This window comes from Burkholderia alba (genome assembly GCF_034721475.1).
Classification (GTDB): Bacteria; Pseudomonadota; Gammaproteobacteria; order Burkholderiales; family Burkholderiaceae; genus Burkholderia; species Burkholderia alba.
Map to the genome: position 1 here is coordinate 343,663 of NZ_JAWJWL010000002.1, position 18,324 is coordinate 361,986.

At 68.7% G+C, this 18,324-nt stretch carries 17 protein-coding genes; 13 read left to right on the forward strand and 4 right to left on the reverse strand.

Going from position 1 to position 18,324, the window contains the following annotated elements:
- The first annotated feature begins 110 nt into the window (after window positions 1-110).
- Window positions 111-299 carry a hypothetical protein gene (locus RZR99_RS03245; protein ID WP_323118296.1) on the forward strand — a complete coding sequence of 63 codons (189 nt, stop codon included), beginning with the start codon at window positions 111-113 and terminating at the stop codon, window positions 297-299.
- Window positions 300-440: 141 nt separating this feature from the next.
- Here the strand turns inward: RZR99_RS03245 and RZR99_RS03250 are convergent, their stop codons facing one another.
- The gene (locus tag RZR99_RS03250) at window positions 441-1,124 is read right to left on the reverse strand and encodes a hypothetical protein (protein WP_323118297.1); all 684 of its coding nucleotides are present in this window, start codon (window positions 1,122-1,124) and stop codon (window positions 441-443) included.
- Between the two features lie 2 nt (window positions 1,125-1,126).
- Between RZR99_RS03250 and RZR99_RS03255 the strand changes: the two genes are divergently transcribed.
- On the forward strand, window positions 1,127-1,573 hold the full coding sequence (locus RZR99_RS03255) for a hypothetical protein (RefSeq protein WP_323118298.1): 447 nt from the start codon (window positions 1,127-1,129) through the stop codon (window positions 1,571-1,573).
- 74 nt (window positions 1,574-1,647) lie between these two features.
- A complete protein-coding gene (locus RZR99_RS03260; RefSeq protein WP_323118299.1) occupies window positions 1,648-3,627 on the forward strand; it encodes a gamma-glutamyltransferase family protein in 1,980 nt (659 codons plus the stop codon).
- A gap of 227 nt (window positions 3,628-3,854) precedes the next feature.
- Here RZR99_RS03260 and RZR99_RS03265 read toward each other — a convergent pair whose 3' ends face one another.
- Window positions 3,855-4,523 carry a TetR/AcrR family transcriptional regulator gene (locus tag RZR99_RS03265; RefSeq protein WP_323118300.1) on the reverse strand — a complete coding sequence of 223 codons (669 nt, stop codon included), beginning with the start codon at window positions 4,521-4,523 and terminating at the stop codon, window positions 3,855-3,857.
- Window positions 4,524-4,670: 147 nt separating this feature from the next.
- Window positions 4,671-5,843, reverse strand: a complete 1,173-nt coding sequence (locus RZR99_RS03270) for an acyl-CoA dehydrogenase family protein (RefSeq protein ID WP_323118301.1) — start codon at window positions 5,841-5,843, stop codon at window positions 4,671-4,673.
- A gap of 141 nt (window positions 5,844-5,984) precedes the next feature.
- Between RZR99_RS03270 and RZR99_RS03275 the strand changes: the two genes are divergently transcribed.
- The 7 genes from RZR99_RS03275 to RZR99_RS03305 are packed head-to-tail and all read left to right on the forward strand — an operon-like array spanning window position 5,985 to window position 14,242.
- Window positions 5,985-6,818, forward strand: coding sequence for an SDR family oxidoreductase (locus RZR99_RS03275; RefSeq protein WP_323118302.1), 834 nt, complete (start codon window positions 5,985-5,987; stop codon window positions 6,816-6,818).
- Between the two features lie 8 nt (window positions 6,819-6,826).
- The gene (locus RZR99_RS03280) at window positions 6,827-7,687 is read left to right on the forward strand and encodes an SDR family oxidoreductase (RefSeq protein ID WP_323118303.1); all 861 of its coding nucleotides are present in this window, start codon (window positions 6,827-6,829) and stop codon (window positions 7,685-7,687) included.
- A 5-nt stretch (window positions 7,688-7,692) separates the two neighbouring features.
- Window positions 7,693-9,309, forward strand: coding sequence for an acyl-CoA carboxylase subunit beta (locus tag RZR99_RS03285; protein WP_323118304.1), 1,617 nt, complete (start codon window positions 7,693-7,695; stop codon window positions 9,307-9,309).
- A 12-nt stretch (window positions 9,310-9,321) separates the two neighbouring features.
- Entirely contained in the window at window positions 9,322-10,482 is a 1,161-nt protein-coding gene (locus tag RZR99_RS03290; protein ID WP_323118305.1) for an acyl-CoA dehydrogenase family protein, read from the forward strand.
- The gene (locus tag RZR99_RS03295) at window positions 10,479-11,321 is read left to right on the forward strand and encodes an enoyl-CoA hydratase/isomerase family protein (protein WP_323118306.1); all 843 of its coding nucleotides are present in this window, start codon (window positions 10,479-10,481) and stop codon (window positions 11,319-11,321) included. Before RZR99_RS03290 ends, RZR99_RS03295 begins: the two co-directional genes overlap by 4 nt.
- Window positions 11,318-13,324 carry an acetyl/propionyl/methylcrotonyl-CoA carboxylase subunit alpha gene (locus RZR99_RS03300; RefSeq protein ID WP_323118307.1) on the forward strand — a complete coding sequence of 669 codons (2,007 nt, stop codon included), beginning with the start codon at window positions 11,318-11,320 and terminating at the stop codon, window positions 13,322-13,324. The genes RZR99_RS03295 and RZR99_RS03300 overlap by 4 nt, the downstream gene beginning before the upstream one ends.
- Before the next feature lie 33 nt (window positions 13,325-13,357).
- Window positions 13,358-14,242 (forward strand): BKACE family enzyme, encoded by an 885-nt coding sequence (locus RZR99_RS03305; RefSeq protein WP_323118308.1) that lies wholly within the window; start codon window positions 13,358-13,360, stop codon window positions 14,240-14,242.
- A gap of 189 nt (window positions 14,243-14,431) precedes the next feature.
- Here RZR99_RS03305 and RZR99_RS03310 read toward each other — a convergent pair whose 3' ends face one another.
- The gene (locus RZR99_RS03310) at window positions 14,432-15,010 is read right to left on the reverse strand and encodes a hydrolase (protein WP_323118309.1); all 579 of its coding nucleotides are present in this window, start codon (window positions 15,008-15,010) and stop codon (window positions 14,432-14,434) included.
- A gap of 75 nt (window positions 15,011-15,085) precedes the next feature.
- Here RZR99_RS03310 and RZR99_RS03315 point away from each other — a divergent pair, with 75 nt between their 5' ends.
- From RZR99_RS03315 to egtD, 3 genes are all read left to right on the forward strand, one after another.
- Window positions 15,086-15,727, forward strand: coding sequence for a TetR/AcrR family transcriptional regulator (locus RZR99_RS03315; RefSeq protein ID WP_323118310.1), 642 nt, complete (start codon window positions 15,086-15,088; stop codon window positions 15,725-15,727).
- 243 nt (window positions 15,728-15,970) lie between these two features.
- Window positions 15,971-17,197 (forward strand): ergothioneine biosynthesis protein EgtB, encoded by a 1,227-nt coding sequence (egtB, locus tag RZR99_RS03320; protein WP_323118311.1) that lies wholly within the window; start codon window positions 15,971-15,973, stop codon window positions 17,195-17,197.
- Window positions 17,181-18,185, forward strand: coding sequence for an L-histidine N(alpha)-methyltransferase (gene egtD / locus RZR99_RS03325; RefSeq protein ID WP_407655394.1), 1,005 nt, complete (start codon window positions 17,181-17,183; stop codon window positions 18,183-18,185). Before egtB ends, egtD begins: the two co-directional genes overlap by 17 nt.
- Window positions 18,186-18,324 lie beyond the last annotated feature (139 nt).

An 18,324-nucleotide genomic window follows, 5' to 3' on the forward strand; every position in this document is an offset into this window, starting at 1 on the left:
GGAACTATCCTCGGTCGAGGACGGCATTCCCTGCGCATGCCGCGCAACGACAGGCTCCACGATCGAGATGTTCGTCCAGCTGTTCCCAGCCCCTCGGCCCCGAAAATCGATTGCCGGACACGTCCCCTGTTCCCTTTGCCCTACTTGCCTTCGGCGATCTCAAGATCGTCAGCGACGGGATCGGGCATTCGACGATCTCGGGAGGCGCGAGTGACCTGTCGGCGAACGTTACCTACCTGTCGGTGCCGCGGCCGGATCCAACTGAACGAACGGTGCAACTGGCCAGTCCGGCATCGTGATGCGGAAAAACGGCTGCGAAGTATTCGAAAAAGATCCACGCTGTCTCCGGCTGCGCCTGTCGCGTTCGCATTGACTGAATCGACGTCCGCCTGACCGATGCGATATTCGCGCCCGCATCCCCTTTCAGTCTGTGCGGACCATCACGTCGCCGGCACGCGTCCGATCTGATCGAGCGGCGGATTGAAGCCGAGGATCGTGTACTCGTTCGCCGACACCTTTGATCTTCCCGCCGGTCCTTGCACCACCACCGCGCGCACGGCGCCTGCCCGGTCGAATTTCAGCCGCGTTCCGGTCGTCGTGCCGCGCAGTGCCTCGAGCTCCTCGATGCGCGCGATTGCCAGCTTCCTCACCGCGCCCGACACGTACACCGGCAGGAACACCAGTGCGATGAACAACGAGAATGCATCCTTGAGCACACTCTCCAACACCGGCTGGCCGGACAGCACGAGCGAGATCGACGTCGCGCTGATGAGAATGGCCAGCACGGTCGCCCCCGCGCCAAGCGACGAGAAGCGTTCGGCCGCCTGCTTGGTGCGCGCCTTCACGACCGCCCTGACCGCCGACGGCGAGATGAGCCACTCACGCTTCGTGCCGTAGTACCCGGCCACCCCGAGAAACACGGTCGTCACGCCGCTCACCACGATGGCGGGCGTCATCAGGTCGAACGCCAGGCACAGCAATTCGACAACAAACACGCCGACCAATGGGAACAGCAGCAGGCGGAACGAATAGCCGTCGCGGCCCTGTCCGCGGATCCACCATTTCACCAGCGAAAATTCCCAGAAGCGACTTTCCCGGTGGAGCAAGAGCTTTTCAGCGTTCATCAATGTTGATTCTGTTGTCGGCGAGCGAATTCACTGTCACGTACCCCTTCCCGATTGCCGTGATGTCGTTCGCCGATCATACGGTTCGGTTCTCCGACAAGTCCCACCGTCCATCGGACGGCAGCGGCGACTGCAATCCACGCGAGTATATCGGGGGCTCGCCGCTGGCCGTTTTCGCGAGGATGAAGCCGGGTTATCGCCGACTTGAGAAAGACCGGGTGCCGCATCGCGTCAACCTGAGCACTTGCGATGACGATGACGATTCACCGAAATCACCAGGCCCGCCGTTTTCTATCGACGGTAGCCGCGCGGTGCTTCTCCCGGGAGAACGCCCTTCGCGCCGCCCTCCTCGCTTCCAATACCGCCCGCGGGCCTTCTCTCGCGCAACGCGCTCGCCGCCGCCCCGGTCGGGTTCATCGATGTTGGCAATTCGAAATTTTTCCGATTGAAATTTGAAATATTTCATGGGACTGTTGCGCAACGCATCACCCGGTCACCCCCGCAACCGAACCCGACTCAAACGATGAATCAAACAAGAACGCTGCCGATCGCCTCCGCGCTGCTCGCGGCGTCGCTGTTGGCGGCATGTGGAGGCGACGTCGAATCCGGCGCCGGTCCCGCGCCCGTGAAAGATCTGAGCTGCCTCGCGGTCGACAGCAGCGGATCGACCGTCGTGGTCGGCTCCAATCAACCGGGCGACCCGTCCCTGCCGGAGGCCGCCTCCGGTTACCGTAAGGGCCTGAAGCCCGTCCACGCGAAAACCTACATGGTCGCGACGTCGAACGCGTACGCGAGCGCGGCCGGCTGCGCGGTGCTGAAAAAAGGCGGCACCGCCGCGGACGCCGCGGTCGCGGTGCAAGCCGTGCTCGGGCTCACGGTGCCGGAGGCGACCGGCCTGGGTTCCGGCGGCGTGATGCTGTACTACGACGCGCGCAAGCGGACGGTCCAGGCCTACGACGGCCGGGAAACGGCGCCGGCCGCGGCAACCGAAAACTATCTGCGTTACGTCGACGACGTGTCCGATCAGACCGCGCCGCAGCCGAACGCGCGGGCGAGCGGCCGATCGATCGGCACGATCGGCATCCCGCGGCTGCTCGAGACGCTGCAGCGCGATCACGGAAAACTGGCCTGGAAAGACCTGTTCGGCGATGCCGTCGCGCTTTCGACGAACGGATTTCCGATCGGCGGCCGTCTCGCGTCCGCGATCGCGTCGAATGCCTCCAGCCTGAAGCGCGACCCGGAAGCCGCCGCATATTTCCTGAACGCGGACGGCTCACCGAAGACGCTCGGCACGGTGCTGAAGAACCCGGCCTATGCGCTCACGCTGTCGCAGATGGCGCAATCCGGCGCGAACGCGCTGTATGCCGGCCCGATCGCCCAGGACATCGTCGCGAAAATCGCGACGGCAAAGGGCGCGGACGGTTCCGTCATCACGCCGGGCAAGACGACGCTCGCGGATCTCGCGGCCTATGAGGCGAAGCGCCGCGACCCGGTCTGCACGACGTATCGCGCATACTGGGTGTGCGGGATGCCGCCCCCCTCGTCCGGCGGCATCGCGGTCGCCTCCGCGCTCGGCATCCTGGAGAACTTCGACCTGAAGTCGCTCGGCCCGACCGCGATCGATCTCGAAGGCGGCAAGCCGACCGTCGCCGGCGTACACCTGGTGACGGAGGCGGAACGGCTCGCGTACGCCGACCGCGACAAGTACGTCGCGGACACCGACTTCGTGCCGCTGCCCGGCGGAACCTGGAGCACGATGCTCAACAAACCCTATCTGCGGGCCCGAGCGGGTTTGATCAGCACCACGAAGAGCATGGGCACCGCGCAGCCGGGCGACCTCGGCGCGATGATGCTCGGCGTCGACAAGACGCTGATCGAACACGGCACCAACCACTTTACGATCGTGGACGGCGACGGCAACGTGCTGAGCGCGACGACGACGGTCGAGTCGAGCATGGGTTCGTTTCACATGACCCGTGGGTTCCTGCTCAACAACCAACTGACGGATTTCTCGGCCATCCCGACGGACAGCGCCGGCAACCCGGTAGCGAACCGTCTGCAGGCCGGCAAGCGTCCGCGCAGTTCGATGGCGCCTACGCTCGTGTTCCGGATCGCCGCGGACGGCTCGAAGGGCGACTTCGTGATGGCGACCGGCTCGCCGGGCGGCGGCACGATTCCGCAGTACGTGGTGAAGACGCTGGTCGGCACCCTCGACTGGGGGCTCGACGCGCAGCAGTCGGCGGGGCTCGTGGATTTCGGCGCGAGCAACAGTCCGACGACGACGATCGGCGGCGAGCATCCGAACGTCGACGGCACGGACAACGGCGCGCGCGATCCGCTGATTGCGGGCCTGGCCGCGCTCGGCCACAAGATCTCGACCGCGGCGCAGGCGAGCGGCGTCAACACGATCCTGCGCGTGCAATCCGGCCAGTCCCCCATGCTGCAAGGCGGCACCGATCCGCGTCGCGAGGGCGTCGTGCTAGGCGACACGCCCGCTCGCTGACGCGTCGGCGCGCTCTCGTCCCACGGCCGGTCGGGATCATCGGATCATCGACCGGCGCCGCGCGTCTTGGTCAGGTCTCCCCACCAAGCGCGAGTTCAAGGCATTCGTCGGGCTGGACGCGGTGGACATCGCGTGCGCGTTCTCCGCGCTGCCGCGACGGCGGCTGCCGGTTCCGGCCGGGTGAGACCTCGAGCGCGAAGCCTGCCGGCCCCCCCTGCCTCGCGCCCTCAACGATCCGCCGGCTGGCCGCGCGCCTTCTTCGGCCGCGCCGCCGGTAGATCCCCGGTCGGGCGCAACAGGAACTGCACGGCATAATCCGCCAGTTCGTCGAAGCTCAGCGACCCCGTCGCCTGATACCACTGCACCACCCAGTTCAGCGCGCCGAACATCATCAGTCGATCGACGGGCGTGGGCGCCGGCCACTCGCCCGACGCGTGCAGCCTCGCGATCACGCTGTCCCAGATCGCCTCGTACCGGTCCTTCAGCGTCAGAACCTGTGCCTGCATGTCGTGGTCGAGCGAGCGCCACTCGTACAGCAGGACCGGAATGAAATCGTGATCCGGCGACACGATCGTCTTCAGATGGGTCCGTACCAGCGCCTGCAATGCCTCGCGCGCGGGCAACCGGTCGACATCGAGGGCCTCGATGCGGGCCAGCGCGTTCGCCATGCCCTCCTCCATCACCGCCGCCAGGATGTCCTGCTTGGTCTTGAAGTAATAGAACCAGCTGCCCGCCTGAACGCCGGCCGCCGCCGCGATATCGCGCACGGTCGTCCGCTCGTAGCCCTGGGTGCGGAACAGCTTGGCCGACTGGACAATCAGTTCGTCGCGCAGGCTGGTGCTCTCGCCTTTCAACGGGCGGCCACGCTTGCGCGCGGCTTGGGGAATGGCATTCATGGAACAGGGAATCGAGTGGTCGGCGCGGCGACGGATGGGCCGGATCGGCCCGCCAGGCAAGAAAAGTGCGCCATTATCGGCCAGTTTGCATGCGTTGCAAAGCTGCGCCGCATGCTCCGGGTCCGGCGGAGCGCGCCCGCCAATCGGCTAGTAGTCCAGTTGCCGGGCGACCAGATCCTTCATGATTTCCTCGGTCCCGCCGCCGATCATGTTGACCTTGACCTCGCGATAGATCCGCTCGGGCCGCGTGCCGCGCATGTAGCCCATGCCGCCCAGGGTCTGCACCGCAGCATCCGCGCAGAACTGCATGGTCTGCGTCGCGAAATTCTTCAGCATGCAGATCGACGCGATCACACCCGGGTCGCGCCGCTCGGCATGATCCATCGTCCACGCGCACTGTTCGAGCCAGGCCCGCGTCGCGGCGATGCGCGTGGCCATGTCGACCAGCTTGTGGCGCATCACCTGGTGATCGGCCACACGCTGGCCGAAAGTCCTGCGCTGCCGCGCCCAGTCGAGCGCATCCTCGTAACAGATCTCGGCGAACCCGAGCGCGGACGCGGCCAGCCCGAAGCGCTCCAGGTTGAAGTTCTGCATGATCAGCGGAAAACCGCCGCCCTCCTGGCCGAGCAGATTGCCGGCCGGGACGCGGCATCGATCGAAGTGCAGATGCGCGGTATCGGATGCCCACCATCCCATCTTCTTGAGCGGCGCCCTCGAGAATCCCGGCGTGTCCCTGTCGATCAGCAACAGCGACAGGCCCTTCGCCCCGCCGGCATCCGGATCGGTGCGCACGGCCACCGTGTAGTAGTCGGCCCGCATGCCGGACGTGATGAAAACCTTCTCGCCGCTGACCACGTAGTGATCGCCGTCGCGCCGCGCGCTCGTGCGCAGCGCCGCGACGTCCGAGCCGCCGCCGGGCTCGGTGACCGCCAGCGCGGAAATCTTCTCGCCCGCCAGAATCCCCGGCAGCACGCGCGCCTTCAGCGCCTCGCTGCCCGCGTGCGCGATCGGCGGCGCGCCGATCGTGTGCGACATCAGCGAACTCACCACGCCGCCCGATCCGCATCGCGCCAGCTCGACGCTGCAGATCAGCCGGTGGAAAGTGTCGATCTCCGCCGCGCCGCCATACGCATCCGGAAAACCGATCGCGAGCAGACCGGCGGCCGCCGCCTTCGCGTACAGCTCGCGCGGAAAGGTCTCCGCCTCGTCCCACTCGTTCACGTAGGGCGCGATCTCCCGGGCCACGAAGCGCCGGACGGTCGTCTGCAGTTCCCGATGCGCGGGCGTGTAGTGGTCCGGGTTCGCGTAGCTGTCGTGCATCGAGGTCTCCTGTCCGCCGCGAGAGAAAGTGGAGACGATTCTAGAGTCCCTCCACTCATAAATCAATCAACCGATTGATTTATAAAAAGGACGCGGCTAGGATGAGCCCCATTCCGTCGCCACCCCATGCGAGACATCCTCATGACCACGCTCGAAGGCAAGACTCTTTTCATTACCGGCGGCTCGCGCGGCATCGGCCTCGCGATCGGCAGGAAGGCGGCGCGCCAGGGCGCGAACGTGGTGATCGCCGCCAAGACCGTCGAAGCCAATCCCCGGTTGCCGGGCACCATCCATAGCGCCGCCGCGGAGATCGAAGCCGCCGGCGGACGCTGCCTGCCGCTGCAGGTCGACATCCGCGACGAATCGCAGGTGGCGGCGGCGATGGCGCGGGCCGCCGCGCAGTTCGGCGGGATCGACGCGCTCGTCAACAACGCGAGCGCGATCAACTTGACCGATACCGCGCATACGCCGATGAAGCGCTTCGACCTGATGTTCGACGTGAATGTGCGCGGCACCTACGCCTGCACCCAGGCGGCGCTCCCGTACCTGAAGCAGTCGGCCGAACGCGGCCGCAATCCGCACGTGCTGACGCTGTCTCCGCCGCCCGACCTCAACCCCAAGTGGTTCGCGCCGCACGTCGCCTATACGATGGCGAAGTACGGCATGAGCCTGTGCGTGCTCGGACACGCGGCGGAATTCCGGCCGCTCGGCATCGCGGTCAACGCGCTGTGGCCGCGCACCGTGATCCAGACCGCCGCGCTGCAGATGATCCCCGGCGTCGCGCCCGAAACCTGCCGCACCGTCGAGATCGTGGCCGACGCCGCGGCGTGCATCCTGGCGCTCGACGCCGCCGCCCATACCGGCCGCTTCTTCATCGACGAAGCAGTGCTCGCCGAGCACGGGCGCACCGATCTGTCGCAGTACGCGGTAGTCCCCGGCACCACGGTGTTTCCCAACGATCTGTTTCTCGACTGAGGAAGGCCATGCCCTACCGCTCCCAACTCCGGGCCGGCAGCTTCGCCGGCCGGGTCGCGCTCGTGACGGGCGGCGGCAGCGGCATCGGCCGCTGCTGCGCGCACGAGCTGGTGTCGCTCGGCGCCGGCGTCGTGCTGCTCGGCCGCGACGCCGCCAAGCTGGAACGCGTCGTCGGGGAAATCCGCGAGGACGGCGGCGGCGCCGACGCCCACGTCTGCGACATCCGCGACGAGGAGACCGTGCGCCGGACGGTCGCCCGCATCGTCGAACAGCACGGCCGCATCGACCTGCTGGTCAACAACGCGGGCGGGCAGTTCCCCGCGCCGCTCGAACACATCAGCGCGAAGGGCTGGCAGGCGGTGCTCAACACCAACCTGACGGGCGGCTTCCTCGTCGCCCGCGAGTGCTACACGCAGTCGATGAAACCGCGCCGCGCCGGCGCGATCGTGAATCTCATCGCCGACATGTGGCAAGGCATGCCCGACATGGGCCACAGCGGCGCCGCGCGCGCCGGCATGCTCAATCTGACCGAAACCGCCGCCGCCGAATGGGCGCCCGTGCGCGTCAACGCCGTGGCCCCGGGCTGGATCGCGTCGAGCGGCCTGGATACCTACCCCGACGCGGTGAAGCCGATGCTCCGCAGCCTGCCGAAGCACGTGCCGCTCGGGCGCATCGGCAACGAGGCGGAAGTCTCGGCCGCGATCGCGTTCCTGCTGTCCGACGGCGCGTCGTTCATCAACGGCGCTTGCCTGCGCGTCGACGGCGGCGCGCCGAATGCGCGCCGCCATTACCCGCTCGCACCGATCGAACCCGGCCCGGCCTTCGACGGCTTCCATCGCGCCGTGCCGCCCGACCTCTTCAAGTCCTGACTGACATGCCGGTCTTCCCCACTCGCCTCGATACCGCCGGCGCCGCCTTTCGCGACAATGCCGCGCACCTGGAAGGACTGATCGACCAGCTGCGCACGCTGCAGGCGCGCGCATCGCTCGAATCGGCGAAGGCCGGCCCGCGCTTCGCGAAACGCGGCCAGCTGCTGCCGCGCGAACGGCTGGCGCTGCTCGTCGACGCCGGCGCGCCGTTTCTGGAACTCGCCGCGCTCGCCGGCTACCTCGTCAACGATACCGATCCCGACAAGTCGGTGCCCGGCGCGGGTCTCATCGCGGGCATCGGCTATATCAGCGGCACGCGCTGCATGATCGTCGTCGCCGATTCCGGCATCGAGGCCGGCGCGCTGCAGCCGATGGGCCTCGAGAAATTCCAGCGTCTGCAGCGCATCGCGCTCGAGCACCGCCTGCCCTTCGTTCACCTCGTCGAATCCGCCGGCGCGAACCTGCTGCAATACCGGGTCGAGGAATTCATCCACGGCGGCGGCCACTTCTACCAGCTGGCCAAGCTGTCCGCCGCCGGCATTCCGGTGCTGACGCTCGTGCACGGCTCGTCCACCGCGGGCGGCGCGTACATGCCGGGGCTGTCCGACTACGTCGTGATGGTGCGCGATCGGGCAAAGGCCTTCCTCGCCGGTCCGCCGCTGCTGAAGGCGGCCACGGGCGAGATCGCCACCGACGAGGAACTGGGCGGCGCGCTGATGCACGCGAGCACGTCCGGGCTCGCCGAATACCTGGCGGAAGACGACGCCGACGGCATCCGCCTGCTGCGGGAACTGGTCGACAAGCTCGACTGGCGCGCGCGCGAAACGCCCCTGCCGGTCGGCCCCGAACCCGCGCTGGACCCGCGGGAACTGCTCGGCATCCTGCCGCGCGACGGCAAGAAGCCGGCGGACATGCGCGAGGTGATCGCCCGCCTCGTCGACGCGTCCGACCTGCTCGAATTCCAGCCCCTGTACGGCCCGGCGACCGTCTGCGCGCACGCGCGCATCCACGGTCTCGCGGTCGGCATCGTGACCAACAACGGCCCGCTCGATCCGGCCGGCGCGACGAAGGCGACCCACTTCATCCAGAGCTGCTGCCAGAGCGGCATCCCGCTCGTCTATCTGCAGAACACGACGGGATTCATCGTCGGCCGGGAGTCCGAGCGCGCGGGCATGATCAAGCACGGCGCGAAGATGATCCAGGCCGTGTCCAACGCCACCGTGCCGCAGATCACCATCCTGTGCGGCGCGGCGTTCGGCGCGGGCAACTACGGCATGTGCGGACGCGGCTTCAACCCGGCGTTCCTGTTCTCCTGGCCGAATGCGCGCACCGCCGTGATGGGCGCGGAGCAGGCGGCGCTCACGATGGCGATCGTGATGGAAGGCGCCGCGCGCGCGAAGGGCCTGGAGCCGGATGCCGAACGCATCGACGCGCTTCGCGGGAAAATCGTCGCCAATTTCGAACGCCAGACTTCCGCGTTCTACACCTCGGGCCGGATGCTCGACGACGGCGTCATCGATCCGCGCGACACCCGCCGGGTGATCGCGATGACGCTGGCCGTCTGCCGCGACGGCCGCCTGCAGTCCGTTCAGCCGCTCACGTTCGGCGTGGCGCGCCCCTGACCAGGAGACACCATGCACTTCACCCCGGAACACGCTGCAATATCACGCACCGTCCAGCGCTTCATCGAACAGGAAGTCAATCCGCACGTCGACGAGTGGGAGGAAGCCGGCATTTTTCCCGCGCACGACGTCTACCGGAAGCTCGGCCGGCTCGGCATGCTGGGGCTCAGCAAACCGGCGGCGTACGGCGGCGGCGGGCTCGACTACAGCTATGAAATGGTGATGGCCGAGGCGCTCGGCGTCTGCAAGGCGGGCGGCGTGCCGCTGACGATCGGCGTGCAGACCAACATGGCGACGCCGGCGCTCGCGCGTTTCGGTTCCGACGCGCTGCGGCGCGAGTTTCTCGCGCCGGCCATCGCCGGCGAGCAGGTGGCCTGCATCGGCGTGTCCGAACCCGGCGCGGGCTCGGATGTCGCGTCGATCCGCACGAGCGCGCGCAAGGACGGCGACGACTACCTGATCAGCGGCACCAAGCTCTGGATCACGGGCGGCACGCAGGCCGACTGGATGTGCTGCCTCGCGAATACCTCCGACGGTCCGTCCCACCGCAACAAATCGCTGATCGTGGTGCCGCTGAAATCGAAGGGCGTGCATATCGAAAAGACGATCCGCAAGATCGGCATGCACTCGTCGGACACCGCGCAGATCTTCTTCGACGACGTGCGCGTGCCGCGACGCAACCTGATCGGCGAGGAAGGCGGCGGCTTCACCTACCAGATGCTGCAGTTCCAGGAGGAGCGTCTGTACGCGGCGGCCGCCGCTCTGCTCGTGCTCGACCGCACCCTCGACGAAACCATCGACTACACCCGGCAGCGCACGATCTTCGGCCGGCCGGTGCTCGACAACCAGGTCGTCCACTATCGGCTCGCCGAACTCAAGACCGAAGTGGAGGCGCTGCGCGCGCTCACCTACCGCGCGACGGAGCTGTACGTGAGCGGCGACGACGTGACGATGCTCGCATCGATGGCGAAGCTCAAGTCCGGCCGGCTCGCGCGCGAAGTCACCGACAGCTGCCTGCAGTACTGGGGCGGCATGGGCTTCGCGTGGGAATCGAGCGTGTCGCGCACGTATCGCGACACGCGGCTCTTCTCGATCGGCGGCGGCGCCGACGAGGTGATGCTCGGCATCATCTGCAAGAAACTCGGCACGCTGCCGAAGGCGTCACGCGAATGAACACGCTTGCCTCCCATATCGCGCCGCTGCGGCTGCGCTGCGCCGACGGCGTGATGTACGCGACGCTCGATCGGCCCGATAAACGCAACGCGCTGACCGACGCGCTCGTCGCGCACCTGCACGCCGCATGCGATCGCGCGGCCGGCGATGACGCCGTGCGCGCCTTCGTGCTGCGCGGCGCGGGCGGCACCTTCTGCGCGGGCGGCGATGTCTCGTCGTTCAAGACGCTGATGCGCACGCATGCTCCGGCCGCCGGGGAACCCGATCCCATCGCGCGCTACAACCGGCAATTCGGCGCGCTGCTCGAGAAGCTCGCCGCGCTGCCGATGCCGACGCTCGCCGTGATCGAGGGCGCGGCGCTCGGCGGCGGGTGCGGTCTGGCCGCCGCTTGCGATCATGTGCTGATGGCCGCCGACGCGTATTGCGCGATGCCGGAAGTCACGCTCGGCCTGCCGCCCGCGCAGATCGCCCCGTTCATCGTCGCCCGCCTCGGTGCGACGCGCGCGCGCTGGCTGATGCTCACCGGCACGCGCCTGTCCGCCGCCGAAGCCCTGCATCTCGGCCTCGCCGACGAAACGGCCGACGCGAACGCGCTCGACCTCGCGCTGCAGGCGCAGTTGTCGCGCCTCCTCGCGGCCGAGCCGGCGGCGCAGCGCGCCACCAAGCGCATCGTCGCCGACAGCCTCCAGTGGGGCCTGTCGCCCGCGCTCGACGCCGCAGCCGACGCGTTCGCCGCGGCGTTGCGCTCGGGCGCGGCGGCCGAAGGCCTCGCCGCGCTCGCGGACAAGCGCGCGCCGGCCTGGCGCGTCGCGGCGCCCCGCCCGTCGGAGCCGTCATGACGGCGCGCCGCTTCACCCGCCTCCTGATCGCGAATCGCGGCGAGATCGCCGTGCGCATCGCGCGCACCGCCCGGCGGCTCGGCATCGCCACCGTCGCGGTGTACTCGGACGCCGACCGCGCCAATCCGCACGTCGCGGCCTGCGATACCGCCGTGCCGATCGGCGGCACGACGCCCGCCGAATCGTATCTGCTCATCGACACGCTGATCGACGCGGCCCTGCAAGCCGGCGCCCAGGCGATCCACCCCGGCTACGGCTTCCTGTCCGAGCAGGCCGCCTTCGCGCGGCGCGTGGCGGAGGCGGGCCTCGTCTTCGTCGGTCCGCCCGCGGACGCGATCGATGCAATGGGCGACAAGGCCCGCGCGCGCCGACGGATGGCCGACGCCGGCATCCCGGTGGTTCCCGGCTACGACGGCGACGACCAGAGCGAGGCTCGCCTGATCGCCGAGGCGGTCCGCATCGGGTTTCCGGTCATGGTGAAGGCCTCGGCGGGCGGCGGCGGACGCGGCATGCGCCGGGTCGACGCCCCCGATGCGCTGCCCGGCGCGCTGACCCTCTGCGCGTCGGAAGCCCGCAAGGCATTCGGCGACGGCCGCCTGATTCTCGAGCGGGCCGTCGTCGAGCCCCGCCATATCGAGATCCAGGTATTCGCCGATACGCACGGGCAGGTCATTCATCTGGGCGAACGCGACTGCTCCGTGCAGCGCCGCCACCAGAAGATCGTCGAGGAAGCGCCGTCGCCCGCCGTCGACGATGCGCTGCGCGGGCGCATGGGCGATGCGGCCGTCGCCGCCGTCCGCGAGATCGGCTATGCGGGAGCGGGCACGGTCGAATTCCTGCTCGATCGCGCGGGCCGGTTCTACTTCATGGAGATGAACACCCGCCTGCAGGTCGAACACCCGGTGACGGAATGCGTCACCGGCCAGGATCTCGTCGAATGGCAGTTGCGGGTCGCGCAAGGCGAGCCGCTGCCGCTCGCGCAGGCGGACGTCCGCATCGAAGGGCATGCGCTCGAGGTACGCCTGTGCGCCGAGGATCCGGCCGACGACTTCCTGCCGCGCACCGGCACCGTGCTCGCGTGGCGCCCTGCCCCGCACGTGCGCTGCGACCACGCACTCGCGGACGGCCTGTCGATCGGCCCGTTCTACGACTCGATGCTGGGCAAGGTGATCGCGCACGGCCGGTCGCGCACCGAAGCGATCGACCGGCTCGCCGGCGCGCTCGACCGGACCGCGCTCCTCGGCGTAACGAACAACCGGCGGTTCCTGTCGCGCGTGCTGCGTCATCCGGCCTTCGTCGAAGGCGGCACGGTGTCGACCGCGTTCGTCGCGCAGCACTTCGCGACCAACGCCGATCGCGCCGACGAACCCGGGCCGGCCGCCTGGACGCTCGCCGCGTGGCTGTCGGCCGCCGGCATCGACGCCGCCGGCGCGTTGCCTGCCGGCTGGCGCGGCTGGAGCAACGGCGCGGGCCTGCCGGTGCCGTGCCGCCTCGGCTGGCTCGGCGCGCATGCGCCAGGCGCCCGCGCCGCGCGACGGGGCACCGTGCTGCTCGGCGGCCAGCCGATACAGGTGCGGCTCGATCAGAGCGAGCCCGCCTGGGTTCAAGGCGTTCCGGGAAACCCGGGCGAGCTGGCCGACGTCAGGATCGACGGCCGCGCGTTCCGCTACCGGCATGCGTGGGAAGGCAACCGGCTCTGGCTGCAGCTGGAAGGCGACGATTACCTTTTCGCGTCGCACCACCGCGAAGGCGCACAGCGCGGCGGCACGACCGAGGCCGACGGCATCCTGCGCGCGCCGATGAACGGCCGTGTCGTGGCGGTCAATGTCGAGGAAGGCCGGACGGTCGCTGCCGGTCAGACCGTGAGCGTGCTGGAAGCGATGAAGATGGAACACGCGATGACGGCGCCGTTCGCCGGCCGGGTCGTGTCGCTCCGCGCCCGCATCGGCGACCAGGTCGCGCCCGGGCAGATGCTCGCGCAACTCGAACGGCTGCCCGATTGACCGCGCCCGATACCCGATGAAAGGAGATACCCGATGAACCAGCCCGTCGTGATCACGTGCGCGTTGAACGGCATTTTCACCGACCCGAGGCAATTCAACATCCCGGTCACGCCGGAACAGATGGCGCGCGAGGCGAAAGGCGCCTACGACGCCGGCGCGTCCTGCATGCACGTGCATTTCCGTCGCCAGGAGGACGGCAAGGGACACCTGCCGTCGTGGGACCCCGCGCTTGCCGCCGAGATCAGCCAGGCGATCCGGGAAGCGTGCCCGGGCGTGATCTTCAATCAGTCGACCGGCGTCGTCGGCCCGGATATCGACGGGCCGTTGTCCTGCATCCGGACGATCAGGCCGGAAATCGCCGCGTGCAACGCCGGCTCGCTCAATTACCTGAAGGTCAAGGCGGACGGCGACTGGGCGTGGCCGCCGCTGCTGTTCGACAACCCCGTGCGGAAGGTCCAGTCGTTTCTCGAGGTGATGACGGAAATGGGCGCGGTGCCCGAATTCGAGTGCTTCGACGTCGGCATCGTCCGGTGCGTCGACATGTACGCGCGGGCGGGCCTGTTCGGCGGCAAGGCCAACTACAACTTCGTGATGGGCGTCGAGTCGGGCATGCCGGCCGATCCCGATCTGCTGCCGATCCTGCTCCGCCTGCTGCGCCCCGACGCCAGCTGGCAGGTGACCGCCATCGGGCGCGCGCCGATCTGGGCGCTGCATCGCCGCACCGCGGAGCTGGGCGGCCATCTGCGCACCGGGCTGGAAGACACGTTCTATCTGCCCGACGGCGAACGGGCGACGTCGAATGCACAACTGGTCGACGCGATGGCGAAGCTCGCCCGGGAAACCGGGCGGGAGATCGCGTCGCCGCGGGAAGCGCGGCGCATGCTGGGTGTGCGGGCCGGGGTCGGCGCGTCGGCCTGACGGGGTGTCGCGGGGGGAGGCGCGAATCGCCTCGGTACCCGAGCAGGCATCGCCGAATTTCGATCGCACCGGCCCGGCGCCGCGACGCGTCCCGGGGACGCTCTTCGTCGTCGAACCCCGCGTTCCGCCGAGCGCGCAGTGCACGACCTCCGCCCCGGGCACGCCGATCCGCCCGGGACGGACACACGTTCACGCCCCGAGCGCCTCCAACACATCCGCGGATTTCCGCACCAGGCCCAGCCTCGGGAAAATATAGTTCACCGACGCCTGGTGCTGCTCGGTGGCGCCGCTGCTCATCGCGTCCTCGACGAGCACCAGCGAGTAGCCGAGCTCATGCCCGGCCCGGGCGGTCGATTCGACTCCGATGTTGGTCGAAATACCGCCCAGCACAAGGGTCTTGATCCCGCGCCGGCGCAGTTGCAGATCGAGTTCGGTGCCGTGGAAGGCATTCCATTGCCGCTTGGTGATCAGCAGATCGCCGGGCGCCGTCTCGAGTATCCCGGGAATCTCCCACCATGCGGCGGGCAGCCCGCCTTCCGGCAGCACCGTCGGCTGATCGACCGGCTGCCTGAGCGTATCGCAGTAATCCTGGCTCCAGCCCACGCGCACCAGCACGACCAGCCCGCCCGCCTGCCGGAACCGTCGCGCCAGCGCGGCGGACGCCGTGAGAACCGAGTCCGCGGTGTACGGCCCCTTGGCAAATCCCAGAATGCCGTTCTGCAGATCGATCAGAACGAGCGCCGTTGTGCGAGGATCCATGCTTTGCATGATGCGAGCCTTCCGTATAGGGTAATGGGCTGGAACTATTTGTGAGGCCATCCTCACACAACGGAGTATATGAGGATGTCCTCACAAAAATCAACCGGCGCTCCGCCTCCGCAACCTGCGCGCGCGAAACAGCCGCAGCGCGAACGGGGACGCGCCCGGGTCGCCGCGCTGCTCGAGGCGGCGGGCGCGGAGTTCGCGCAGAAGGGATACGAAGGCGCGACGATGACGGCCATTGCCGCCCGCGCGGGAGCATCGATCGGCTCGCTGTATCAGTTCTTTCCGACCAAGCCCCAGGTGGCGGCCGCACTGCTCGATCATTACCTGGAACGGCTGGCGGCGGCCTTCCGGGCGCTGCGAGAACAGGCCGCGTCGATGCCCCTGCCCGCGCTCGCGGAGAAGCTGACGCGGTCGCTGGTGAAGTTTCGCGCCACCCATCCCGCCTTCGTGATGCTCGCGGAGACGTACGGTCATGCGCTGCCGGGCGTCGGCGGCATCCGCCAGCGGGTGCGCGGCGAAATCGCGTCGGTGCTGGCCGAACTGGCGCCGGACCTGGCACCCGATGCGCTCGATCTCCATGCGGCCGTGGTCCAGCAGCTCATGAAGGCCGCCGTGGCCCTGAACAGCGACACGTCGTTCAAGCGGCGCGATGCCGCCATCGTCCAGCTGGAGGCGCTGATGCTGCACTATCTGAGCGAGTCGGTCGCGACGGCGGTCTAGGCCCCAGGCCCCTTGCCTTGCCATTCGTCCGCCGTGGTGCCGCTTCGCTCGGCGCCGGCCGCCCCCCCCGTCGCATCCCGGCCGGAACCCGTGCATACTCACGTCCAGACAGCCGCCCGAGACAAGGACGCGTGACGCTGCTCACGTCCTCCGGAGCCGAAGCGCCGCCGGCGGGCTGTCGCGACTGCCGAGCAACCGGTCCCGTGCGTCATCCGTCGGGACGCACCGCGTTCCTACACGATCATGCAGACGAGAAACGAACTGGCGTCGGTTTATGCGCGAGTGCGGGCACACAGCGTCGCGCTGAGCGCCCCCTTGAGCGCGGAAGATCAGTGTATCCAGTCGATGCCGGACGCCAGCCCGACGAAATGGCATCTGGCCCATACGACCTGGTTTTTCGAACAACTCGCGCTGACGCCCCACGCGCACGGCTATCTGCCGCACGACGCCCGCTACGCCTACCTGTTCAATTCCTACTACGAATCGCTCGGCGCCCGGCATCCGCGTCCGCAGCGCGGCTTGCTCACCCGCCCCACGCTGCCCGAGGTGCTTGACTACCGGCGGCACGTCGACGACGCGCTCGCCGGACTCATCGCACACCTCGACGATGCTCGGCTGCCGGCGCTGCGCGACGTGCTCGAACTGGGCATCCACCACGAACAGCAGCACCAGGAGCTGATGCTCACCGACCTCCTCCACGCGTTCTCCTGTAATCCGCTCCTGCCGGCATACCGCCCGCCCGCCGCGGTACGATCCCCGACGTCGCCGGCGCTGCCGGCGCGCTGGCTCGACCTGCCGGGCGGCGTGGCCGAGATCGGCCGAGATCCGGGCGATGCCGGCTTCGCCTTCGACAACGAGACGCCCCGGCACGCCGTGATGCTGCGCCCTTGCTCGATCGCCGACCGGCTCGTCACCTGCGGCGAGTACGCCGCCTTCATCGCGGACCGAGGCTACGAGCGCCCCGAGCTGTGGTTGTCCGACGGCTGGGCGGCGGTGAGAAGCGGCGGCTGGCGGCATCCGCTCTACTGGCTGCCGCCGGACGACCCTCGGCTCGTCGCGCCGGCCGACGGCGCGTGGCACGTGTTCGGGCTCGACGGCGTGCAACGGCTGGACCCGGATGCGCCGGTCTCGCAGCTGAGCTTTTTCGAGGCGGCCGCGTATGCCGAATGGGCCGGCGCGCGGCTGCCGACCGAGTTCGAATGGGAAGCCGCCCACGGGCTGCCCGGCATGCGCCAGCTGACCGGCAGCGTATGGCAGTGGACCCGCTCGTCCTACGATCCTTACCCGGGCTTTCGGCCGTTGACGGGTGTCGCGTCCGAATACAACGGCAAGTTCATGGTCGGGCAACTGGTGTTGCGCGGCGGCAGTGTCGCCACGCCCGAAGGTCACCTCCGCACGACCTACCGCAACTTTTTCCCACCGGCGGCGCGCTGGCAATTCTCCGGCATTCGCGTTGCGCGAGACGCCTGACATGACGAAAACCGCCTCCGTGTTTGTCGACCCGCATTCCGACGCGCTGCTCGCCTCGACCGCGGCATTCGCGCACGATCTTGCCGCCGGCCTGTCGCGCAAGCCGTATCGGCTCTCGCCCAAGTATTTCTACGACGCCGCGGGCTCCGCGCTGTTCGACAGGATCTGCGCGCTGCCGGAGTACTACCTGACGCGCACGGAAACCGACATCCTCGCGCGCCACGCGGCGGACATGGCCGCGCACATCGGACCGAACGTCGATCTGATCGAGTTCGGCGCAGGGTCGATGACGAAGGTTCGCCTGCTGCTCGACGCCTTCGCCTCCGGCGAGCGGCCCGCGCGCTACTTGCCCGTCGACATTTCCGGCGAGCATCTGAGATCCGCCGCGCGGTCGCTGTCGGCCGACTACCCGAACGTCGCCGTCGAACCCGTGATCGGCGACTACACGTCGCTCGCGTCATGGCCGGACGCGTCGTCGCGCCGCCGGGTCGGTTTTTTTCCCGGCTCGACGCTGGGCAATTTCGAGTCCGACGAGGCGCTGGCGTTCCTCCGCTCCGCCGCCGGGCTGCTGAGAGGCGGCGGCCTGCTGATCGGGGTCGACCTCGTCAAGGATCCGGCCGTGCTGCATGCGGCGTACAACGATCAGGCGGGCGTCACCGCCGCGTTCAATCTCAACCTGCTGGCGCGCGCGAACCGGGAGCTGGGCGCGGACTTCGATCTGTCCGGCTTTGCGCACTATGCGTTCTACCAGCCGTCGGCGCGCCGGATCGAGATGTACCTCGTCAGTACGCGCGACCAGGCGATCGCGTTCGGCGGCCAGCGTTTCGTCTTCAACGAAGGCGACAGCATCCACACCGAGAATTCGCACAAGTACTCCGTGCCGGCGCTTCGCCAGCTCGCCCTGTCGGCCGGCTTCGTGCCGCGGACGGTGTGGCTCGACGCGGACCGGCTTTTCAGCGTGCACTGGCTCGAAGCGCCGCCGTCCTGACGCCCGTCGGCGGCCGCGACGCAGTGCGCCGCCCCTGGTGGCCGACCGTCGCGCCGATCAGCGATTCCATCGCAGGCTCCGTCATGCTCGCCCGCGCGTTCCGTTTCGAACCGGCGTCGGTTTTGCGTCGTTCGAAAAC